The sequence below is a fragment of the Aerosakkonema sp. BLCC-F183 genome (genome assembly GCF_041929145.1).
GTDB lineage: Bacteria > Cyanobacteriota > Cyanobacteriia > Cyanobacteriales > Aerosakkonemataceae > Aerosakkonema.
In genome coordinates, this window is the sequence record NZ_JBHFNU010000041.1 from 36,340 (window position 1) to 57,815 (window position 21,476).

The following is a 21,476-nucleotide window of genomic DNA, read 5'->3' on the forward strand; positions in this document are numbered from 1 at the left end:
AAAAAGTAATAAAAATAAACAGATACATATTTCACGGTTTAATTACATTTTAATTTTTGCTTTTTCTTTGCTAAGATTTAGTTGAAAAAATACAATGTGGTTGCGATCGCCTACTCCTTCACAAACCCGGTTTTTTAGAAAAACCGGGTTTCTTTGGCATCAGCGATACCTTGATATGTGAAATAACAGTGGAATTGCAGCCAATATTCTGAATGCGATCGAACTATTTTCAATATTAGCGATCGCAATTAGTAACCAATTATGTAAGGTGCGATCGCTCTTTTTTGTGATGATCGGAAAAAGTGCGATCGCCAACTCTCTCAGAAACCCGGTTTTTTAGAAAAACCGGGTTTCTTTGGCATAATCGATATCGTGATATGTAAAATAACAGTGGAATTGCAGCCAATATTATGAATGCGATCGAACTATTTTCAATAGCAGCCATCGCAATTAACAAGCAATTATGTAATGTGGGATCGCGATGCGGAACATTATCGCTCAGCGTGCCGGAGGTATATCGCTCTTTTTTGTGCTGATGCTAAAAAGAGCGACAAACTTGTTATTAAGATTATTTTATTTTAAGCATAACCGAAATTAACTTATGATTTTAATATAATTGCATCGCCTTGTGTAGCGAAATATAGAATATAATTATTATAGCATCTATCAAACTCAATAATGACTCGTTTCCCCCACGACCAATTTGCCAAAGACTACTTGAAAGAATTATTAACCCCATTAGGACAAGTAGAAACCAACCGCAACGTAGCTGGAGAAGTGCGCGAAATTGATGTTTGGTTTACCCCATCATCAACACCAAGCAGCGAAGCTCAAACCTTGGGATTACTGGGACGATTTGCTACTAAACCCGCTATTTTTGAACCATTCCGCAATGCAGTAACCGCCAGTCAAGTTCGCAGTTGTATGGGCAAATTATTTGATGTTCACTCCGACAAAGAACGTCAGATGAAAAAAGAAAATGTTCGCCTTAACGAAGCTGACTTACCAAAATTGTGGATTCTTTCTCCCACAGCATCGCCGCTGTTATTAGAGGGCTTTGGCGCAATTCCGGATCTAGAAAACTGGCTACCAGGGGTTTATTTGCTCCCAGAGTATCTCAAAACAGCAATTGTAGCCATCCACCAATTACCCCGCACCCCAGAAACACTCTGGTTGAGAATCCTGGGTAAGGGAACAGTACAAAAACAAGCTATTAACGAATTGACAGCACTTCCAGAAGATAACCCATTGCGAGTAAATGCGCTAGAGTTATTGTATAACCTGCGCGTCATCCTAGAAACAAATCAAAATTTAGAGCCAGAAGACAGGGAGTTAATTATGGAATTATCACCACTTTATTTAGAACGCTTAGATGAGGCGACACAACAAGGAATTCAACAAGGTGTACAACGAGGAATTCAGCAAGGAGAACGTCTTGTTGTAGAAAATCTATTGAGAGTTCGTTTTGGTAACTTGGATGAGGAACTGCGGGTAATTATCGAACCATTACTACAATTACCACCAGAAGAATTTAGCAGATTGCTGCTGCAATTATCCAAAGATGAATTGTTAGATAGGTTTAGGAGATAAAATTTTAGGCGATCGATCTCACAACCGCATCGCTCCCAATAGGTGCGATCGCCTCTCTTTTGTTGGCAACAAAAAACAAGCATACTGGATAGTGTAAGCACATCGAGAGGTTATTTATGCGTCTAGTTCAGTTGTGCGCGATCGCACTCACAAGTTTCCCCAACATTGTGAAAAAAAGATTGCGATTAGCAGCAGCGTTGATATTATGTTTTATAATAGCTTGCTGGTCATTTCCCGCGCAAGCAGCTACCCGCATTAGCCCGCGCTTGCAAGAACAGGTTTTGCAAATTATCCGTGAAAACCCAGAAGTAATTCTCGAATCTTTACAAGCTTATCAGCAAGCACAAAAAGAGAAATTACATCAAGCACAGCAGGCATTTTTGCAAGACCTGAAAACTAACCCGAAAGCAGTCATTGCTGAGTCTCCTATCACTGGAGCAAAGGATTTAAAGATTGTGCTGGTAGAGTTTTCAGATTTTCAATGCCCCTATTGCGCGAAGGCTCAGGAAACTATCAAACAGTTCATGGCAAATCATCAGGATGAAGTGACTTTAGTTTACAAGCATTTCCCCTTGACTTCGATTCATACCGAAGCAATGCCAGCTGCCAAAGCTGCTTGGGCAGCTGCTCAACAAGGCAAATTCTGGGAATACCAAAACGCCCTCTTTTCTCAGCAAGATAAATTAGGAGAAGCGCTGTATTTGGAGATAGCCCAAAACCTCAATCTAGATATAGAAAAGTTTCAGCACGATCGCAATATTGCCGATAATGCAATTGTTCAAGATATGCTCCTCGCTGAAAAATTGGGAATTACCGGCACTCCATTTTTTGTGATGAACGGTCAAGCATTCTCTGGTGCTATTCAGTTATCCGATATGGAGAATATTTTGGCTCGCGTTCGTTAATTAATCTGTTTAAATGTAGGGTGCGTCAGACAGACATCTGAAAACGATCGACAAAACTTGAATATCTGACGCACCCCACTCCCCCACTCACCCCACTCCCCCACTCACCCGCTCCCCCACTCACCCACTCCCCCACTCCCCCAGTCCCCCCCTCCCCTATGCTCCACGTCCACATCCACGGCAAAGGTTTTCCGATACTTTGCCTTCACGGACATCCCGGTTCGGGTAGCAGTATGTCCGTGTTTACCCAGCACCTTTCCCAGCGATGCCAAACTATCGCCCCCGATTTGCGGGGATACGGTAGAAGTCGCGTTAAGGGCGATTTTGATATGCACGACCATTTGACCGACTTGGAAGCCCTTCTAGACTCCTTGGAGATCGATCGCTGTTTAGTATTGGGATGGTCGCTGGGAGGCATTCTGGCGATGGAATTGGCACTCAGATGTCCGGAACGAGTCAGCGGTTTAATTTTAATTGCGACAGCAGCTCGTCCTCGCGGTAGCCATCCCCCCATCAGTTGGGAAGATAATTTATACACGGGATTAGCTGCAATTTTGAATGGACTGCAACCTGGCTGGCAATGGAATATCGAAACTTTTGGCAAGCGATCGCTTTTCCGCTATCTTATTCAGCAACATACCCACAGTGCTTATCGATACATTGCTGGCGATGCCGTTTCAGCATATCTGGGTACTTCAGGTGCGGCTACGCGATCGCTTATGACAGCCCTAAAATCTGGGTACAACCGACTCGAACACCTATCCCAGATTGAATGTCCTTGTTTGATGTTAGCTGGGGCAGCCGATCGCCACATCACCGCCGAGTCGAGTTTGGAAACAGCTCGTCACCTCAAAAACTGCGAGTGGTACTGCTACCCCAACACCGCCCATCTGTTTCCTTGGGAAATTCCCTCACAGGTGCTGGGAGATATCGATCGCTGGATGGAAAGTCATCCGGATGTGTTTGCGACACCTTCTCAAAAAAGCGATCGCTAAACGTATTACGCCTTAAAGCTGGCTACGCTCGATCGATCCCGATAAGCTGACGATCCTTTGCGGTTCGATCTTTCGCTCGTTTCGTATTCCACAGTCAGCTTAGCTGGCTTACAGCGTTTTACCAAAACAGCACTGACTTGAGCGCCTTCTGCTTTCAAGTCTTCTTGGTAGCCGCCTATTTCTGCCTCTGCATCCTTAGCACTCAAAAATGGGCCAAAGTAGTAGGTACAACGGGGGCTCTGTGTCTGGATCTCTATCCACCAAGCCAAACCGAATAAATTGAGAATGCTAATCAGAATCTCTTTCATAGCCTTTACCTTTTTTATGGGAGTGGACGCCCTTTGTAACGGCTTTTTATTTACATTTCTTTATATTGTTTAACATTTCTTTTTTGAAAAATTTTTTTTCTGTCTAGCTATTTAAGAGGGGAATAGAGGGAGAGCAGAAGTCATCTCCCTTGGTGATTTGCCGATCGAACTGTTCCAGCCTAAGTTGCTTGCCCCTTTTTCACAGTCTCTAGGGGTCGTGAATTTGGCCAACGGCGTCGGAAAATCTCATACAAAGCCATTCCCGCCGCTACAGATGCGTTCAAGCTTGCGGTTTTTCCTAGCAGGGGAATAGATACCAAAAAATCGCAGTGGCGCTGTATTATCAGGCTAAGACCTTCACCTTCAGAACCGATCGCTAAAACTGTCGGTTTATCGAACTTCTCGATCGTATGTAACGACACAGGCGCATCAGCTGCCGTACCGTAGATCCAGAAACCAGCTTCTTTCAATTCTTCCAAAGCTCGGCTGAGATTGACCACCCTCGCCACTGGAAAATTTTCCAGTGCGCCTGATGCTACTTTGATCACCGTTGAGGTGATCCCCACAGCTCGTCTTTGGGGAATTACCAAACCTTGCGCTCCCATCGCCTCTGCGGTGCGAATAATCGAGCCAAGGTTTTGGGGATCGGTAATACTATCGATTACCAACAGCACAGGTCGATCGGAAACTGACTTCGCTTTCGCAATCAGATCCGCGAGTTCTATATAGGCATAAGCTGTTACTTGTGCGGCTACACCCTGATGATTGCCGCGATTAGTAATTTGGTCTAAACGTTTGGCTTCGACTTCATCTATTACCGCGCCGTTAGTCTTTGCTTGCAGCAATAAAGTGTGAAAGCGGGGATCGTAACGCAACTGCGGTAGTATCCAAATCCGATTGAGAGAACGCTGATTTTCTAAAGCCGCCAGCACACTTTGGCGACCGTAGATCAGGTCGGAGTCTTCGCTACTTTGGGGCTCGACATTTTTTGGTTCGCCGAGATGACGTGCGCCAGCGATCTTAGATGCGCCAGCGATATTAGGTGCGCCAGCACCAGGTTTCCCAATCCGAATCTTCTTAACAACATTCGGCTTGACCCTCGGTTTTAAAGGTCTACCGCGATTTGGCTGGTTTTGAGCTTCTGAATTACGATTTTTAGGAGCCATATTTTTTTTGTTTCAGCTCTTCAGCCTTATGGTTTCAATTTACAAAAAACAGGGCGATCGAAAAAGCTATCTAAAGAACAATTACTAATTATTCCTCTGGGATGGGGTCAAGTTCTAATTGCGCTAACAGCTGAGTCAATCTTTCCGGATTGGTGAGGTACAAATAGCCTAATAAAGTTTCTAAACTTGTTGCCTGTTGATATATTTCTGGCGGTAGGCGCTTCGGGCCTCCTGAAGCCGCATTGCGTCCTCGTCGCAAAATTTCTAACTCTCCATCGGTGAGGAGGGCTTGGAGCGATCGCAGATGTCGTGCCTGACTTTCTGCTCGCACCTGGGCTACCACTTGTCGATGATAACGTTCGATTCGTTTGGGAGGCAGGAGATAACGGTTGCGGATATATAGTTCATAGACCGCATCTCCTAGATACGCCAAAGCAGCTGGTGAAAGTTGCTGGACTTCTGTTAACGAGCGTGAGCCGGAGAGCAGGGGTGGAAACATTTCACCTTATTATACCAGAAAGGTCAATTTTTGACTGTCTCGGTTCATCTCGATCGCCTGGGCGTATTGCCATCTAAAAAAAAGCTATCCAGAAAGCCTTACGGATAGCGGGTGCGATCGCTTACCCAACTTATTGCAATTTTTCTACAGCAGCATCAACTGAAGATTGCAAAGACAGAAACTTTTCCAACCGCACCAACTTGACAGTCTGAGTTACGCGGGGATTGGTAACAATTTGCAAAGAACCCTCAGCATTTTGAGCTTGCTTGGCTAGTTGCACTAAAGCGCCCAATCCAGAGCTATCGACAAAATCGATTTGAGAAAGATCCAAAATAATATTTTTCGGCCCTTCATCGATACACTTGCCGATTACCTTCCGGAAAGTCGGCTCTGAAAAGGCGTCTAATAAGCCGGTCAGGCGAAATAGCTGGTATTTATCCTTGATTTCTCGCGAGCCTCTTAGGCTAACGGTCAAGTTTAATTGTTCAGGAATAACCGCCTCCTAGCTAGAAAATAGTCCTTAAGTCGAGGCTCCAGTATAGATATTTTCTGGGTAATTGTCTACTGGCTGGCGCTAGGGACTAGAGGTTAGGGGCTAGAGGTTAGGGGCTAGGGCGTCGGGAAGAGGGAAGAGGGAAGAGGGAAAATATTAATTCTTCCGCTCCCCCGCGACCCCGCGACCCTGCTCCCCCGCTCCCCGACGCTCTAAGCCCTAGCGCCTGCTTTACGCGACTCCCGCATCTGTTGGACAAATTGTTCAAACAGATAATCGGCATCGTGGGGGCCAGGACTAGCTTCTGGGTGGTACTGCACCGAAAACAGAGGTAGGTTTTTGTGACGCAATCCGGCGACTGTACGATCGTTCAAGTTGAGGTGCGTAATTTCCACTTCCCCATCGGGCAAAGTATCGGGGTCGATCGCAAAACTGTGGTTTTGACTCGTAATTTCCACCTTTTGGCGCAGACCTGCTGGCTGATTTAAGCCGCGATGTCCGAATTTGAGCTTGAAAGTTTCCGCACCCAAGGATAGACCGAGAATTTGGTGTCCCATACAAATACCGAATACCGGTTTTTGGCTGTTCACCAGCGTCTTGGTAGTTTCGATCCCTTCTGTGACAGCTGCCGGGTCGCCCGGGCCGTTGGAGAGAAAAATACCATCTGGGTTATATTTGAGAATTTCTTCCGAAGGTGTATCTGCGGGAACGACGATGACTCGGCAACCGAAACTGGCCAAACGCCGCAGAATATTCCGCTTGACGCCAAAATCAAGCGCTACAACGGTGAGGCGTTCCGCTTCAGTCGATTGGGTAGCTGGGTTAAATTCCCAAACAGAAGTAGTGGGATCTGACCATTCATAGATCTGGCGAGTAGTTACTTCTCGCACCAAATTTAACCCGTTCATGTCGGGGGCTGCCTGTACCTCTGCCAATAATTCGGCTGGATCGAGAATTTCTGTGGAAATTCCACCGTTCATAGCGCCAAATTGCCGAATCTTGCGGGTAAGGGCGCGGGTATCGATGCCGTAAATACCTGGAATATTGTACTGTTTGAGGTAGTCGGGTAAAGATTGAGTAGAGCGCCAGTTGCTGGGTCGGGTCGTGATGTTGCGAGCGATCGCACCCCGCACTTGAGGCCGATCGGATTCTTCGTCCTCTGGATTAACGCCGGTATTTCCCAATTCTGGATAAGTAAAAGCCACAATCTGACCGCAATAGCTGGGATCGGTCAGCACTTCCTGATAGCCAGTTATGCCGGTATTAAACACCACTTCCCCTATCGTTGTTCCAAGCGCACCGAAAGACCAACCGCGATAAACGGTGCCATCTGCCAGCACGAGCAAAGCCGGTTGAGCATCAAAAAGGGGCATAGTTTTTTAGACACAGACTAGGAGCGATGCTATTATTGCACGACCTTTCCGTAGGGTGTGGGTTTTAGATGCTGATTGTGTTGAGATGCGATCGCATTTCCGATTTTCGCAAGACCGAACCTCAGTTTCCAAAACCCCTTCTCTATATAAGGTTAAAGTGGAAGCGGCGGTGCAAGGAAAAAGTTGTTCAGGCAAAATAAATTAAATACTAATATGGCAAAATTATCTCGCCCGACTGCATTACCGATATTGCTTTCTGGCACGATCGCACTTATTAGCGTTGCTTGTAACAATAATGACTCTATTACCAGTCCTAGCAGCAACGCCCAACCAACTGTAACCCCTGCTGCCACTCCAGCGTCAACAACTCCCGTTGCCAAACCGATATCTTTGGCAGCGAAGACAACTACTAGCGCTACACCTCAAGCGGATACTTTTTACGAACAAGCGCTTGTCAAAGCTGCCAGCGCCACCAGCATCAGCCAATCTGCCAGTTCTCAAGATGACTGGCAGATTGTCAGCAACAAATGGCAGCAGGCGATCGAATTACTCAAAGCTGTACCCCCTGCCAGTCCTAAGTATGCGATCGCCAAAACAAAGTTAAAAGAATACCAGCAGTATCTCGACTACGCACAATCGCGGGCAAATCCCGGTTCTAAGCCAGTGTCTGCCATTTCCAAATGTACTGGCAAGCCACAAAAAAGCTCCACAATAGCAGCCGGCACTGTGTTTCGAGTTCCCATCAAACGCCGAGAAGGTGGCACGGTGGTAGTTGATGTTAACTTTTTCAGCTTGGGGCTCAAACAAACCCACGAAATGATTTTGGATACGGGGGCTAGCGGTACTGTGATTACTCCTGTAATGGCATCGGCATTGAGGGTAAAACCCATCGGCTTCGCCAAAGCTAATACTGCCAGCGGTCAGGGGGTAGTGTTTGGCGTCGGTTGTATCGATTCTATGGAAGTGGGGGGTGCTTCAGTTAGGAATATAGCAGTAGCGATCGGCTCGGCGCTAGATATCGGATTGCTGGGGCAAGACTTCTTCGGCGGCTACGATATCACCATTAGAAATAACGTGGTGGAATTTCGCCAACGTTGAGGGGTCGTGGGGGAGCGGGGGAGCGGGGGAGCAGGGGAGCAGGGGAGCGAAAGAATTAATATTTTCCCTTTTCTTTTTGACTTTTGACTTTTGAATGAGTGACTTTTCCCTCTTCCTCTTCCCTAACCCCTAACCCCTAACCCCGACGCCCTTTTTTGACTTTTGACTTTTGAATGAGTGACTTTCCCTAGCCCCTAGCCCCTCGCCCTAATTACGGAGGAACTGAACTAATTGTTCTAATTTCGACCACGCAGCACCGCTACGCAAAATATCTTTAGCAATAGAAATACCTTTGGTATGGTCTCCCATCGGGATTGACTCGCCAACTTGGAGTGCTAAGGCAGCATTCAAAGCGACTACTTCATATTGCGCTTGAGTTCCCTTTCCTTGCAAAACCGATCGCAAAATCTCGGCATTTTCGGGCACATCGCCGCCGCGTAACTCGCCTATGGGGGCTGGTGTCAAACCGAGTTCTTCGGGATTTAGGGAAGATATTTGCACTTCACCTTCGGAGAGTACTGCCAGATCGGTCAAATCTCCCAGACCGGCTTCATCTAGTTTTTCTCGTCCGTGTACGACAATGGCTTTTTGCGTACCCAAACTAAGCAAGGCGTGAGCGATAGTTGCTAACAAGTTTGGTTCGCAAACGCCAATTACCTGACCTGTGGGTCGTAAGGGGTTGACGAGTGGGCCTAATAAATTAAATATTGTTCGCACTTTTAAGGTTCGCCGCAGGGGGGCAACGACTTTGAGGGCTGGGTGCCAACCGGGTGCAAATAAAAAGGTAATGCCGACTTCGGATAATGCCGCCTGTACGCGATCGCTTGTAGCATTCAAGTTGACGCCCAAGGCTTCCAACACATCAGCAGAACCCACTCGGCTAGAAGCCGAACGATTGCCGTGTTTGGCAACCCGCACCCCGGCTGCTGCTGCCACAAACGCCACGGCAGTGGAAATATTAAATGTTGATGCGCCATCTCCGCCTGTACCGCAGGTATCGATGATGGGAATTGGGGATTGGGAACCTTCCCCGGTGAGGGACTGAGTTTGCAGTACCTGGGCCATGCCAGCTAATTCTTCAGTGGAAACGCCTTTAGCTTGAATGGCGGCTAAAATCGCTCCGGATAAGACGGGTTCGATCGCCTCGTTCAGCCATCCTTGCATTAAATGGGATGCTTGTTCAATAGATAGGGATTGTCGATCGAGCAGCTGTTGCAGCAAGCTAGCCCAGCTAAGGGACGACTCGGTTGCCGTCGCTCCATCGGTGGTGTTTTTGGATACGGATAATGGGGTATTAGTCATAAACATATAATTTTAGTTCAAAGTTACGCCGTTTTCTAGAGCTTTAATTTAACTGCAAATTTACTTGAATATCTTTGCGATTATTTTGGAAATTCATGTTTAGAATGATACTTAAAGTCATTTGCCAGATTGAATTATCGGCTAATTACAAGTGAGAGTAATACGTAAGATTATTTTTTAGTTTAAACAAAATTTAACAGGGCCTTGTTGGTCATGGGTGGGCTCGTCTGGGAAACTAACGTAATCATCAAAATTTAAATATATCCTTATAATTAATAGGCTTCATCTGTGACAGAAATCACATAAGAACTGTTGAAGATAGATATATTACTAGAGAAAAGACTTTTTTCGCTAATGGACAAGCCTGTCTTTATCTGCCAAAGATTAATAGCTAAGTAATAAATAATGGCTACCCAAGAACAGGAAAATAGCAAGAAGGAGTGCCAAAGACTTTTGGCATTGCTAGACGAGAGCGAAAACCGATTTCGCCTTATGGCTGACACGGCTCCTGTAATGATTTGGACGTCTGGGGCAGACAAGCTTTGTAATTATTTTAACCAAGTCTGGTTGGAATTTACCGGACGCCATGTAGAACAGGAGCAGGGTTACGGTTGGTGGGAAGGAGTTTATCCGAAAGATCGCCAGCAGTGTTTGGATACCTATGTTAAGGCTTTTGATGCCCGTCAAAAATTCGAGATGGAATATCGGCTGCGACGTGCAGATGGAAAGTACCGCTGGATTTTGAATACAGGCGTGCCAAGGTATTACCCAGACGGCAGCTTTGCCGGTTATATCGGCTCTGCAATCGATATTACCGATCGCAAGCTCTCGGAAGCAGCGCTGAAATCCGCAAACGAAGTATTGGAAATCAAAGTCAAAGAGAGAACGACTCAATTAAACCATACGATCTCACTATTAAAAGAAGAGATTAAGGAACGCCGACGAGTCGAAGAAGCATTGCGGCAGAGTGAGAAACGCTTTCGCTCTATTGTCGATCAAGCCGGAGATGCTTTTTTCGTACAGGATGGGGAAGGCAAAATTATTGATGTTAACCAGCAAGCTTGCGATAGTTTGGGATATACCCGCGTTGAGTTATTTAACTTGTCAGTATCCGACTTTGAGGTGAGTGTCCAGCTGGAGGAAATGAAAGAAATCTGGCAGCAAATAGTTCTGGGTGGAACTCATACCGTGAATGGGATTTATCGACGCAAAGACGGCACAACTTTCCCAGTTGAGGTGCGATTGAGTAAGGTTGAGTGGGGTGGAGATCGGTATATCCTTGCCATAGCTAGAGATATCACCGATCGCAAACAAGTCGAACAGCTACTCCGCGAAAGTGAGGAGCGATTTTTGAGCTTGGTAAAAGCTTTACCGGTTGGGATATTCCGCACCAATCCGCAAGGTAATTGTTTGTATGTCAACGATCGCTGGAGCGACATCACGGGGTTGAGTCTAGAAGTAGCACAGGGAGAAGGTTGGGCGCAAGCGATCCATGAGGACGATCGGGAGCGCGTTTATCAAGAATGGTACGAATCTGCAAAAACCAATTCACCTTTTAAATCCGAGTATCGCTTTGTGCGTCCCGATGGTTTGGTAACTTGGGTATTGGGTCAATCAGTCCCGGAAATGGGAGCCGAAGGAGTAATGAGCTATGTTGGGACGCTGACAGATATCAGCGATCCTAAAAGAGTTGAAGAAGAACGCGATCGCTATTTTAATCTATCGCTGGATATGATTTGCACCGCCGGTTTTGATGGTTATTTAAAGCAACTTAACCCGGCATGGGAAAAAAGCGTTGGTTACTCAACCGAGGAACTGCTGGCTAAACCTTACATTGAATTTGTGCATCCAGAAGATCGGGAAGGAACTATCCGCGAAGCCGAGAAAATTGCGCTTGGTATTAACACTCTTTCGTTGGAGAACCGTTGGCTTTGCAAAGATGGCTCCTACAAGTGGCTTTTGTGGCAAGCTGTGCCATTTACCGAACAGCAAAAAATGTATGCAGTTGCTAGAGATATAACGGAACGCAAACAAACTGAGGAAGCATTGCGATCGAATGAAAGAATATTGCAGGTGATTTTCGATAGCGCTTTTCAGTTGATGGGATTGATGACACCAGATGGCACTCTCATAAAAGCAAATCAAACAGCATTGGATGTGATTAAAGCTGAGCCCAAAGATGTTATCGATCGCTTGTTCTGGGAAACCCCCTGGTGGCCTGAAAATCCAGAAATTCGTAACCGTTTGCAAACAGCTATTAGCGAAGCTGCACAAGGTAAATTCGTGCGTTACGAAACCGAGGCGCAGAATGCTGAAAATCAAGTGATGATTGTTGACTTCTCGATCAAGCCTGTGTTTGACGAGACAGGAAAAGTAGTACTTTTGATTCCGGAAGGTCGCGACATCACGGAGCGCAAACAAGCAGATTCAGAACGTCAAAAATTAATAACTTTGATCGAAAACAGCAGCGATTTAATTGGCATTGCTTCTCTGGAAGGAAAGCCTATTTTTATAAATCAAGCTGGCCTAAAGTTGCTGGGATTGCCAAATTTTGCAGAATTGGCAAATATGAATATAACTGACACCTTTATGCCGGAAGATATTAATGAAATTGAGCAGCGGATTATACCAACTGTTCTGGAAAAAGGCTATTGGCAGGGAGAGTACAGATTCAAGCATTTTCAAACTGGCGAATCGATTCCCGTCGATTACAATCTGTTTGTGCTGAAAAACCCACACACAGGACAACCGCAGGCTTTGGCAACGATCAGTCGCGATATTACAGAGCGCAAACAATCGGAAGAAGCTTTGCGACGATCGTCAGATGAATTGCGCCAAAGAACTCAGGATTTAGAGCAAATTTTGCGCGAATTACAACAAACTCAAGCTCAACTTATCCAAACTGAAAAAATGTCGAGTTTGGGTCAGTTAGTTGCTGGTGTCGCTCATGAAATTAACAACCCCGTCAGCTTTATTTACGGCAATATTACTCCAGCATCAGAATATGTGGAAGATATACTGCGACTGCTAAAACTGTATAAGCATTACTATCCCAATCCGGTAGAAGAAATTCAAGAACTTGTTGAAGAAATTGAGCTTGACTTTTTGCTGGAAGACTTACCGAAGCTCTTGGCATCTATGAAGATGGGGGCTGACCGCATTCGCGAGATAGTCCTTAGTTTACGGAACTTCTCGCGTCTTGATGAAGCGGAAATGAAGGATGTCAATATTCACGAAGGTATAGATAGTACGCTCCTGATTTTGCAAAATCGTTTTAAAGAGATAGGAACACACGCAGGCATTCAAGTTATTAAAGAATATGGCAATCTACCTAATATTGATTGCTATGCGGGACAACTCAATCAGGTATTTATGAATATCATTACGAATGCGATCGATGCTTTGGACGAGTGGAATAAGAAGCGATCGCCAGAGGAAATTAAGCAACATCCCAGTTGCATTCACATTCGCACAGAAGTATTCAATAAAGATCGGGTAGCTATCCGTATTAAAGATAATGGCCCCGGCATGACAGAGGAAGTACATCGTAAATTATTCGACCCATTTTTTACCACCAAACCTGTCGGGAAAGGCACTGGTCTGGGATTATCGATTAGCTATCAAATTGTGGTAGAAAAACATCTCGGAAACATATATTGTATTTCCGCGCCAGGACAGGGTACGGAGTTTGTAATTGAAATTCCGATTCGACAAAAATCTGTCTAATGCTGTTGTGCGATCGTGCATTTAACTGCGATCGAAAATTATGACTGAAGTTTCTCATTTCTTGAGAATTAACTGTTACTAATTTTTCCTTGCACTTGCGTATAAGTAACCTGCGCCAAAAGTAGCTGTTCTAACTTTTGAAGAAAAAATATACTACATAAGGGAAAATTGGTCAAGCAACTTATTGTTATTTCCGTTCAATCAATCAAATCTCCTAACTTGTAAGCTGGGTTATGGGTAATACAAATTACGTATTTGCCCAACTTGGGATCGAAAACGCCGATCGCACCATACAAATGCGCTACCTTGTGCGTTAATACGCAAGCAACGGGTAATGAAGCTGGGCCATTAATTTTCAGCAACACACCCCCTTTTAGTTCTCCGGAAGCTGTCATTTCATCCAACCGCGCCGCTGCATCGCGCACAATTTGGTCGTTTTGGGCTGGGTCTGCAAAGCCGATTTTTAGTACATCGCCTTCTAGCTCAATTTTGTAAGTAGTCATGGCTGTATCGCTTTTAGGAATAAACCCATCATACTACTCAGTTGGAAGCGGCTATTTCCAGATTAGATTAAACTAAAGTTAAATTTTGTATTTAGGTGATGTGCAGCGAAACCCAACTTTTGCGTTGGGTTTCGTTTCACTCAACCCAACCTACAAAGTTAATCTCTACTGGGGTAGGGAAAAATTGAAAATTTTAGATTTCAGATTGCAGATTGATATCAAATCCAAAATCCAAAATCTAAAATCTAAAATTGATTAAGTTCCTAACATCTGCAAGTTGTACAAACTGGCATAAAGTCCTCCTTGGCGCAGTAATTCCTCATGACTGCCGGATTCTACAAGTTGTCCCCGCTTGAGTACCAAAATGCGATCGACATTGCGAATAGTAGAAAGTCGGTGCGCGATAATAATCGCAGTACGTCCCACCAGCAAATGTTCCAAAGCTTCTTGAATTAATGCTTCTGTCCCCACATCCAAGCTGGCAGTTGCTTCATCCAACACTAAGATGCGAGGATTGCGGATAGCAGCGCGGGCAAAGGCTAGGAGTTGTTTTTGACCGCCAGAAAGATTTGTACCTCGTTCCCGCAATTCGGTGTCGTATCCTTGAGGTAACTGTTCGATAAATTGGGCAACGTTAGTTTGTGCTGCGGCGGCGCGAATTGCCTCGAAGGAGTAAGTTTCTCCCAGCGTGATGTTGCTTTTCACATCACCGGCAAACAGAAATCCATCTTGGAGGATAACACCCATGTGACGGCGCAGTTCGATTTGAGGTAAGTCTCTGATATCTACTCCATCGAGAAGGATGCGACCCTGTGTCGTTTCGTAGAGACGGCACAAAAGACGAATGATCGAACTTTTACCGGCACCTGTGGGGCCAACTAGCGCAACTTTTTCGCCCGGATGGATGGTGAAATCTAAATCTTTGAGAACGTATTCATCAGTTTTGTAGCCAAAAAATACGTGTTCAAACCGAATTTCTCCCCCTTCTACTCCCCGTGCTGGCGGTAAAGATTTGGGATGTTCCGGATCGCGAATTTCGATAGGTTCATTGAGGATGTCGGTGATGCGTTCGACGGCGGTAAAACCTGCTTGAATTGAGGTGAATTTTTCGGCTAATTGGCGCAAGGGATCGAAGAGGCGCTGGGCGTACAAAATAAAGGTGGATAAGATGCCAAAACTAAAGTTATTTTGCATGACAAACCAGCCGCCCAGCCCCAGTACGCCTGCGATCGCAACTAGAGAAATCCACTCCAGCGTGGCAGAAATAGCGGAGTCGTGAAAGATGGTTTTGTCTACTTCCGTGACATACCGCTTGTTGATAGTCCGAAATAGTTCGGCATTAAACTTTTCCCGCCGGAATAACTGGACTATATTAATGCCAAGGATATTTTCTTGCAGGGTGGCGTTAAGGGCGGAAAGTTCTTCCCTCGCTTTGTAATTGGCTGTGCGGTATTGGTGCTGGAAATAGACGATCGCAAACGATACCGGCACTAGCATTAACACTAGCATCAAAGCCAGTTGCCATTGCAATAAAAACATGGCAACCGCAATTACCACAATCGAAAACAAGTCGCTGACAATGCCGATCGCACCTGTGGAAAAAACATCTCCCAGCGCTTCCACATCGCTGGTGAGGCGTGTGATCAATTTTCCTACGGGTGTGCGATCGAAAAATCGCAGTGCTAGAGAGGTGACGCGCTCGAACAAATCTTTGCGAATGGCGGCGGTGATTTGCTGACCTACTTTTTGTACAGTATAGGATTGAGTGCTGACAAGTAGTATGCGGACAGTTACAGTTACTAACAATAAAACGACCAAGATATTAAACGCCTCTGCAAAGGGGCGATTTTGCAAAAATGCAAACGTTGTGTTTTCTTGGCGGATTAAAGATATCGCTTGTCCGATTACAATCGGTTGCACAGCACCAGAAATCGATACCGGTATCAATAATGCGATCGCCAGCGCCAGCAAACGGCTGCTTTGGCGGGCATAGGGGACTAGACGCAGGAACAATCTCCAGTCACTTTCTTTCGGACGCGATCGCTTATTTGCCAAATCCTCTCTCAGCGGCGATGAGCTTGTCATGAGATAGATGTCTCTACTTTTGTTGCTTCCACTTCTAATTTGACCATAGGCATATAGACAAAACCATCCCCATTCGGTGGGTTGAACTGAATGTATGCCTCCGCTAGCTCATCAATAATGTCTGCACGTAAATCTTCCGGTAACTTTTCCGTCAGGGGTAGCCATGTTGTCCGCAACAATCCTTTAAATCCTTCTGTGCCATCAAAAATCATATTTGTCGTTATTGCTTCTACCCTATTTGATTTTAAGCCCACCTTTTCCAGCATTTCCTTGTATTCATGAGCTTTGTACAAACCAAATGGTGAAATTAGTTCCTGGAAATAGTTTTTCCATTTGCCTTGGCAGATTACTTTATCTACCACCATTCGCATACAGGTGTCATCCGTTTTCCCAGCTAACAAAAGCTGTATCTTTCCATGCGGCTTCAAACTTTTTTCGATCCCTTCCAGAACTGGGATATGGTCATTAATCCAATGCAGACAATTAAACGAAACGATCAGGTCAAATTGATTCTCCAAATTTAGGTTTGTTGCATTCTTATACTCAAATCTAAGATTTGGAAAATGGCTCTGAGGAAATTTTTGCCGAGCGAAGTCGATCATTTCTTCAGAACCATCTATTCCCGTAACCGAACCATCCTTGACAAGGGTAGCAAGTTCTGCCGTAATTTTACCATCCCCGCAACCAATATCGAGAATATTTTCATTCCCTTTGAGGGCGATTTTAGCGATAAACTCCCTTGCCAACCTTTGCTGTTCGGAAGAATTTCTGTGGTAATCTTCAGCATTCCATTTGTACATAATCTTTTAGGTTGCCCGTGTAAAGTTTGTAGATGGGAAACTCACCTCCATACTTTTATTTCTTCCACGAGGTTGGCAAGAATTCTGGTAAAAATCAAACCAAAGATAGAGTTTTTTCTCTTAGTCCTTCTACCCAATGGTAAAGGTTATCGGTGTTGAGCCGGTAACTGAGGGGATGGGCAATCAGTCGCGCCGTACTTTCAAACAGAACTTCTATCTCCACTAAGCCATTTTCTTTGAGGGTGCGCCCAGTCGATACTAAGTCCACGATCGCTTCCGACATTCCTGTAATTGGCCCCAGTTCCACCGAACCGTACAGAGGCACGATCTCTACGGGTAAATCCAGATTGTCAAAGTATTCGCGGGCACAACGGACGAACTTGGAAGCAACTCGACCGTGAGGAGGCAATTCCAATGCAGACTGATAAGGACTGGAAGATTTTACCGCCACCGACATCCGACAGCGACCGAATTCCAAATCAGCTAAGTGCGCTACTTGCGGTTGTTTTTCTCGCAGCACATCGTAACCGACGATTCCCAGTTGCGCTTGTCCGTATTCCACATAAACTGGCACATCCTGCGCCCTGACGAGCAAAGCTTTCGCCGTCCCGGTGGGGTTGTGAATCTGGAGTTGACGCATTTTGGGATCGAGAAAAGCACTAAAATCCAGTCCAACTGCTTGTAACAGACGGATGCTGTCGCTGAGAAGTGCGCCTTTAGGTAATGCAACGGTAAGCATAGGGTCTAGGGGAAAGAACGGGGGAGCGGGGGGGAGAGAGGGAAAGTCAAAAGTCAAAATTCCTCCTCTTCCCTTTCCCTTCCTATTGTTGCACTTGCTAAGCCCAGTATAATTTGAGTTCTGACGCTTACTGTAGCCCAATGCCCAATCTCCAATGCCCTGCTTATGCGAATTCTTTTGGTTGATGATGAAGTTGAGCTCGCCGACCCCCTGAAAGCTGTGTTAACCCGCGAAGGTTACAGCGTCGATATAGCTTATGATGGTGTTTCTGGAAGTCAGTTAGCGGCTATTGGCAATTACGATTTGCTGATTCTCGATTGGATGTTACCGCAAATGAGCGGACTGGAAATTTGTCAGCAATTGCGATCGCAAGGTATTGCCACACCAGTATTATTTCTTACTGCCAAAGACACTTTAGACGATCGCGTGCAGGGATTGGACGCTGGTGCTGATGACTATCTGGTCAAACCTTTTGAATTGCGAGAATTGCTCGCACGGGTTCGCGCTTTGCTGCGGCGATCGGCTACCCTAGAATCAGCCTCAACAATCCAACGTCTGCGAGTAGGCGATTTGGAACTTGATGGCGATAACCAAGTCGCTTATCGTCACGGACGCACGATCGATTTATCGGAAAAAGAAAGTCAATTACTCGCATATTTTATGCGCCACCCCGGTCAATTATTAACCCACACCCAAATACATCAACATCTCTGGAGTGAAGACGAACAACCCAGCAGCAATGTGTTAGCAGCTTTAATTCGCCTCCTGCGTCGTAAAATTGAAGCTACTGGCGAATCTCAGTTAATTCACACCGTCTACGGAAAAGGTTATCGATTTGGCGAAACTTAGCCACCCGATTTTGGATTTTGGATTTTGGATTTTGGATTTTGGATTGGCTGGGCATTGAATATTGTAGAGGCTCCTTCTTTTCAGTTAGTTGTCAGTTGTTAGTTGTCAGTTGTCAGTTGTCAGTTGTCAGTTGTCAGTTGTCAAGCAGTTCCCTCAGCGCATTCTTTTTTTTGACTTTTGACTTTTAACTTTTGACTTTTGACTTTTGACTCATTTTGGTTCCACAATCGACCCCATAAACAAAATAGTGCCTGTTTGATTATCGCGGATGGCGCAGAAAAACGGGCGATCGACAACCATTCTAAACGGTTCTTGTTGCGGTATTTGCACAGATGTTGCCGTGACTCCCACAGAAGTAACTGCTGCGGCTTCAGTTCCTTCTTCGTTCACTTCTACAAAAGTTTTATGCTTGACTTGATTAATTTTTGCAGGTACAGCAGTCATCGCAGAAAAATTAGCTCTGTCTTGAAAAGCTATCCCCATACCCAAAGCTTGCAGCGCTTGATTTAAAGTGACTTCATACTCTAACTTAAACCTGGGCAAAACAATTGTACCTTGTCTGGAAACAAACTGATTCATCCATTGTTCCCAATTTTCAGCAGTTAAGTTGTTGTAGAAAGATTGCTGGTTGACGTTTTGTTTTGGCAGAAACACATACATACTCAAACGTCTCGTTCCGTAAGGCAAACTAATGGCTTGAAACGATTGATTTTCGTAGTAGCCAAATCTACCCGTTTGAGACATGAGCGGGTGCTGTTTGCGCGTACCGTTGAGCAAGGTAAAGGGGCGCTGTTGGGTAGCATTTTTGGGAAATTCTTTTGTCCAACTTCCCTTGAAGTAGATGGCGTTGATTAAAAATAAAATGTCGTCTGGATTAATGCGATCGATTATTTTCGGAATTTTTCCATTTGTGTTTTGGTTAACCCAACCATTGATAATTGATGGAGAATTGGGATTGGCAAAGTCTAAATTGGTGACTTGTGCTTTGTAAAATTCCTTGCTTTTTTGCAGGAAGTCAGGCTTGAAAGTCACATCTTTTTTAGCCCAAAGAGAATTAGCAATGCTGAGTTGCACTTTGGTGTCGGGATTTTGCAAAATGTTAATCAATGCTAATTGAGATTGGTTAATTTCATTCAAACTCATTCCTTGCAATTGGAGAGTTTGCGCCATTGCTTGCTGGGTTGTACCGCTAGCGCCATTGTAGGTCATGGAGAGCGCGATCGCCACACTGGTAGGAGAGACAAAAATATTTTCTCTGCTATTCTGGCGGAAAATTTGCCCAAACAGTTTGAAGCCAAAGTTTGTGTTAGCCGTAACTAGCTTGTTATTCATACTTCTAGCTTGTTTAGTAAAACTGGTATTAGTAACATCAGCCATGACAGGCTGATGTTCTTTTATAAAAAGTAATCCCAGTAAGCCGGATACTGCTAAACTAATAGAGATTGCACAAACTACACCCTTTTGAAAGATAAATTTACTTTTCACGATCGTGCTTTGATAAGTTATTTCAGTGAATACTTGACAAATAATCAGGCGAATTTCGAGTCAGAAAAGTTCCCCGATAACGGAAAAGCGATCGCTCTCATCTCATTGACGGTATCCAAATACACTTCGCTTCGTGGTTTGCAAAGACGCAGGCATATCTAATTTTTTCCAAATTTCAAGCACCGCCCTTTCAAGGCCCAGCCAATCCAAAATCCTTGCATCGGGTGACTGAGATTTGCAGCTAAATTCACCAGACATCCTGAGCATCTTAGTTTTATCCTGAAAGAGGTTACTGATGAGTCAAGCTCAAAACTAACACTACAGTTGCTTAAAATTAAGCTCATGGATACAACTTTTACCCCCAGCGCTCAGCAAATTACGCAAACCAAACAAAAGATTGACGCTTATATTCAAAGCATTGACGCTAATCCAGAACATCGCTCTGGTGCTTATCCTTACCACCAGTTCCACGCAGAGGGAGAAGCAATTCGGGGTACGGTGCTGATGTTCCACGGCTTCAGTAGCAAACCTCACCAGATGTGGCGCTTGACAGATTACTTGTTCCGCAATGGGTTTAATGTTTATCAGGCAACTTTGGCGGGTCATGCTTTTAGGATACCGGATAAATACTGGCCGCAAGTGGATCTCAAGCCAGAAATTGCCAACCCCCTACGGGAAAAGGTGCAACAAGACCCAGTTTTGCTCAACTTCTTTGCCAATATGATGGCAGATCCGAGCAATTACGGTCGCCTTGGCGAGTTAGAAAAAAAGGCTTTGGTGGCGAGGTTGGTGAAATTAGAACCTCGGCTATTAAATATTGTGAAGGCGATCGAGTTGAATGAAGACCCGGATTTCGATCGCTATTTCATTTCTTCCCATATGAATTATCTCCAAAATGCTCGCGATCGTCTGGCGGAATTGGAAGCAATGCCTGGGCCAATCTATACGATCGGATTGTCGGTGGGTGGGTCTGTGGCCCTTGGCTTAGCTGCGGATCGACCCGATCGCATTAAAGGAGTTGTCGCCTACGCACCTCTGCTCAAGATTTATGGTGTACAAGAGCGCCAGTACGTGATGTTAGCTGGGCCACTGGATATCAGCGAATCAGGCTGGGACCCTGCGTTGCAGTTTCCTGTAGGTTGTTTAACTGCTGTCGATTGCTTTGGCAGTTTTGTACTCAGCAAGGCGCAAACTTTACAGTCTGTTCCCACTTTTTTGGTTCTCACTGAAAATGAGGATGCGGCTGATATTGAGACTAACCAACAATTTTTTAAAGATATCGGAGGCGAACGCAAAAAACATCGCTTATATGTTTATCCTGCTAGCGATATGGTGCCTCACCCAATGGTAGATCCGACTGAGATCAGTCGGCAAATGAGCAATCGTTTTTGGCAAAGTCTCTATCAGGAAACTTTCCGTTTCTTAACTGCTGGTGAAGTCGATTCTGCCAATATGGCAAATGTCGAGCAAAATGCGGATTTACCGCAAGTACCGCCAGTTTAGTTTTTGTGTGCGATCGCTCTATATCTGTAAGTGGGCGATCGCCCTTTGCAATAGCCT

General features: G+C 45.2%; 18 protein-coding genes. 7 read left to right on the forward strand and 11 right to left on the reverse strand.

The genetic code is table 11. The annotated features are described in order from the left end of the window. Positions 1-678: 678 nt before the first annotated feature. The 3 genes from ACE1CD_RS10650 (at position 679) to ACE1CD_RS10660 (ending at position 3,490) form a co-directional block, all read left to right on the forward strand. A complete protein-coding gene (locus ACE1CD_RS10650) occupies positions 679-1,590 on the forward strand; it encodes a hypothetical protein (RefSeq protein ID WP_374799407.1) in 912 nt (303 codons plus the stop codon). Between the two features lie 116 nt (positions 1,591-1,706). After that, positions 1,707-2,495 (forward strand): DsbA family protein, encoded by a 789-nt coding sequence (locus tag ACE1CD_RS10655; RefSeq protein WP_374823806.1) that lies wholly within the window; start codon positions 1,707-1,709, stop codon positions 2,493-2,495. A gap of 158 nt (positions 2,496-2,653) precedes the next feature. Then, entirely contained in the window at positions 2,654-3,490 is an 837-nt protein-coding gene (locus tag ACE1CD_RS10660) for an alpha/beta fold hydrolase (RefSeq protein WP_374823809.1), read from the forward strand. A gap of 5 nt (positions 3,491-3,495) precedes the next feature. Here ACE1CD_RS10660 and ACE1CD_RS10665 read toward each other — a convergent pair whose 3' ends face one another. The 5 genes from ACE1CD_RS10665 to carA form a co-directional block, all read right to left on the reverse strand. Continuing rightward, positions 3,496-3,798 carry a DUF1816 domain-containing protein gene (locus ACE1CD_RS10665; protein WP_374799413.1) on the reverse strand — a complete coding sequence of 101 codons (303 nt, stop codon included), beginning with the start codon at positions 3,796-3,798 and terminating at the stop codon, positions 3,496-3,498. A 179-nt stretch (positions 3,799-3,977) separates the two neighbouring features. Continuing rightward, a complete protein-coding gene (rlmB, locus tag ACE1CD_RS10670) occupies positions 3,978-4,964 on the reverse strand; it encodes a 23S rRNA (guanosine(2251)-2'-O)-methyltransferase RlmB (protein WP_374799415.1) in 987 nt (328 codons plus the stop codon). Positions 4,965-5,052: 88 nt separating this feature from the next. Next, positions 5,053-5,463, reverse strand: coding sequence for a Mini-ribonuclease 3 (locus tag ACE1CD_RS10675; RefSeq protein ID WP_374799417.1), 411 nt, complete (start codon positions 5,461-5,463; stop codon positions 5,053-5,055). Between the two features lie 130 nt (positions 5,464-5,593). After that, positions 5,594-5,938 (reverse strand): STAS domain-containing protein, encoded by a 345-nt coding sequence (locus ACE1CD_RS10680; RefSeq protein WP_374799419.1) that lies wholly within the window; start codon positions 5,936-5,938, stop codon positions 5,594-5,596. A 230-nt stretch (positions 5,939-6,168) separates the two neighbouring features. Then, on the reverse strand, positions 6,169-7,329 hold the full coding sequence (gene carA, locus ACE1CD_RS10685) for a glutamine-hydrolyzing carbamoyl-phosphate synthase small subunit (protein WP_374799421.1): 1,161 nt from the start codon (positions 7,327-7,329) through the stop codon (positions 6,169-6,171). A 213-nt stretch (positions 7,330-7,542) separates the two neighbouring features. Between carA and ACE1CD_RS10690 the strand changes: the two genes are divergently transcribed. Beyond that, entirely contained in the window at positions 7,543-8,427 is an 885-nt protein-coding gene (locus ACE1CD_RS10690) for a TIGR02281 family clan AA aspartic protease (protein WP_374799423.1), read from the forward strand. A gap of 207 nt (positions 8,428-8,634) precedes the next feature. Here the strand turns inward: ACE1CD_RS10690 and trpD are convergent, their stop codons facing one another. Then, the gene (gene trpD, locus ACE1CD_RS10695; protein ID WP_374799425.1) at positions 8,635-9,729 is read right to left on the reverse strand and encodes an anthranilate phosphoribosyltransferase; all 1,095 of its coding nucleotides are present in this window, start codon (positions 9,727-9,729) and stop codon (positions 8,635-8,637) included. A 405-nt stretch (positions 9,730-10,134) separates the two neighbouring features. Between trpD and ACE1CD_RS10700 the strand changes: the two genes are divergently transcribed. Beyond that, positions 10,135-13,455 (forward strand): PAS domain S-box protein, encoded by a 3,321-nt coding sequence (locus ACE1CD_RS10700; RefSeq protein ID WP_374823812.1) that lies wholly within the window; start codon positions 10,135-10,137, stop codon positions 13,453-13,455. A 197-nt stretch (positions 13,456-13,652) separates the two neighbouring features. On the opposite strand, the gene ACE1CD_RS10705 is transcribed toward ACE1CD_RS10700, so the two are convergent. The 4 genes from ACE1CD_RS10705 to hisG all read right to left on the reverse strand — a co-directional run bounded on the left by ACE1CD_RS10705 (position 13,653) and on the right by hisG (position 17,582). Then, positions 13,653-13,958 carry a CRISPR-associated protein Csx3 gene (locus ACE1CD_RS10705; protein WP_374799429.1) on the reverse strand — a complete coding sequence of 102 codons (306 nt, stop codon included), beginning with the start codon at positions 13,956-13,958 and terminating at the stop codon, positions 13,653-13,655. Between the two features lie 255 nt (positions 13,959-14,213). After that, positions 14,214-16,043: an ABC transporter ATP-binding protein gene (locus tag ACE1CD_RS10710; RefSeq protein WP_374799431.1), complete on the reverse strand. Its 1,830-nt coding sequence runs from the start codon at positions 16,041-16,043 to the stop codon at positions 14,214-14,216. Beyond that, positions 16,040-16,843 (reverse strand): methyltransferase domain-containing protein, encoded by an 804-nt coding sequence (locus ACE1CD_RS10715; RefSeq protein ID WP_374799433.1) that lies wholly within the window; start codon positions 16,841-16,843, stop codon positions 16,040-16,042. Before ACE1CD_RS10715 ends, ACE1CD_RS10710 begins: the two co-directional genes overlap by 4 nt. 94 nt (positions 16,844-16,937) lie before the next feature. Then, positions 16,938-17,582 (reverse strand): ATP phosphoribosyltransferase, encoded by a 645-nt coding sequence (hisG, locus tag ACE1CD_RS10720; protein WP_374799692.1) that lies wholly within the window; start codon positions 17,580-17,582, stop codon positions 16,938-16,940. Positions 17,583-17,747: 165 nt separating this feature from the next. On the opposite strand from hisG, the gene rppA reads away from it, so the two are divergent. Then, positions 17,748-18,431: a two-component system response regulator RppA gene (gene rppA, locus ACE1CD_RS10725; protein ID WP_374799435.1), complete on the forward strand. Its 684-nt coding sequence runs from the start codon at positions 17,748-17,750 to the stop codon at positions 18,429-18,431. A 210-nt stretch (positions 18,432-18,641) separates the two neighbouring features. Here rppA and ACE1CD_RS10730 read toward each other — a convergent pair whose 3' ends face one another. Beyond that, positions 18,642-19,916, reverse strand: coding sequence for a serpin family protein (locus ACE1CD_RS10730; RefSeq protein WP_374799437.1), 1,275 nt, complete (start codon positions 19,914-19,916; stop codon positions 18,642-18,644). Between the two features lie 342 nt (positions 19,917-20,258). On the opposite strand from ACE1CD_RS10730, the gene ACE1CD_RS10735 reads away from it, so the two are divergent. Then, entirely contained in the window at positions 20,259-21,419 is a 1,161-nt protein-coding gene (locus ACE1CD_RS10735) for an alpha/beta hydrolase (protein WP_374799439.1), read from the forward strand. Positions 21,420-21,476: the final 57 nt, after the last annotated feature.

Excerpts from the sequence above, each read along its gene's own strand:
- ACE1CD_RS10650 (WP_374799407.1), top strand. The coding sequence starts at position 679 with ATGACTCGTTTCCCCCACGACCAATTTGCCAAAGACTACTTGAAAGAA.
- ACE1CD_RS10655 (WP_374823806.1), top strand. The coding sequence starts at position 1,707 with ATGCGTCTAGTTCAGTTGTGCGCGATCGCACTCACAAGTTTCCCCAAC.
- ACE1CD_RS10660 (WP_374823809.1), top strand. The coding sequence starts at position 2,654 with ATGCTCCACGTCCACATCCACGGCAAAGGTTTTCCGATACTTTGCCTT.
- ACE1CD_RS10665 (WP_374799413.1), bottom strand. The coding sequence starts at position 3,798 with ATGAAAGAGATTCTGATTAGCATTCTCAATTTATTCGGTTTGGCTTGG.
- rlmB (WP_374799415.1), bottom strand. The coding sequence starts at position 4,964 with ATGGCTCCTAAAAATCGTAATTCAGAAGCTCAAAACCAGCCAAATCGC.
- ACE1CD_RS10675 (WP_374799417.1), bottom strand. The coding sequence starts at position 5,463 with ATGTTTCCACCCCTGCTCTCCGGCTCACGCTCGTTAACAGAAGTCCAG.
- carA (WP_374799421.1), bottom strand. The coding sequence starts at position 7,329 with ATGCCCCTTTTTGATGCTCAACCGGCTTTGCTCGTGCTGGCAGATGGC.
- ACE1CD_RS10690 (WP_374799423.1), top strand. The coding sequence starts at position 7,543 with ATGGCAAAATTATCTCGCCCGACTGCATTACCGATATTGCTTTCTGGC.
- trpD (WP_374799425.1), bottom strand. The coding sequence starts at position 9,729 with ATGACTAATACCCCATTATCCGTATCCAAAAACACCACCGATGGAGCG.
- ACE1CD_RS10700 (WP_374823812.1), top strand. The coding sequence starts at position 10,135 with ATGGCTACCCAAGAACAGGAAAATAGCAAGAAGGAGTGCCAAAGACTT.
- ACE1CD_RS10705 (WP_374799429.1), bottom strand. The coding sequence starts at position 13,958 with ATGACTACTTACAAAATTGAGCTAGAAGGCGATGTACTAAAAATCGGC.
- ACE1CD_RS10710 (WP_374799431.1), bottom strand. The coding sequence starts at position 16,043 with ATGACAAGCTCATCGCCGCTGAGAGAGGATTTGGCAAATAAGCGATCG.
- ACE1CD_RS10715 (WP_374799433.1), bottom strand. The coding sequence starts at position 16,843 with ATGTACAAATGGAATGCTGAAGATTACCACAGAAATTCTTCCGAACAG.
- hisG (WP_374799692.1), bottom strand. The coding sequence starts at position 17,582 with ATGCTTACCGTTGCATTACCTAAAGGCGCACTTCTCAGCGACAGCATC.
- rppA (WP_374799435.1), top strand. The coding sequence starts at position 17,748 with ATGCGAATTCTTTTGGTTGATGATGAAGTTGAGCTCGCCGACCCCCTG.
- ACE1CD_RS10735 (WP_374799439.1), top strand. The coding sequence starts at position 20,259 with ATGGATACAACTTTTACCCCCAGCGCTCAGCAAATTACGCAAACCAAA.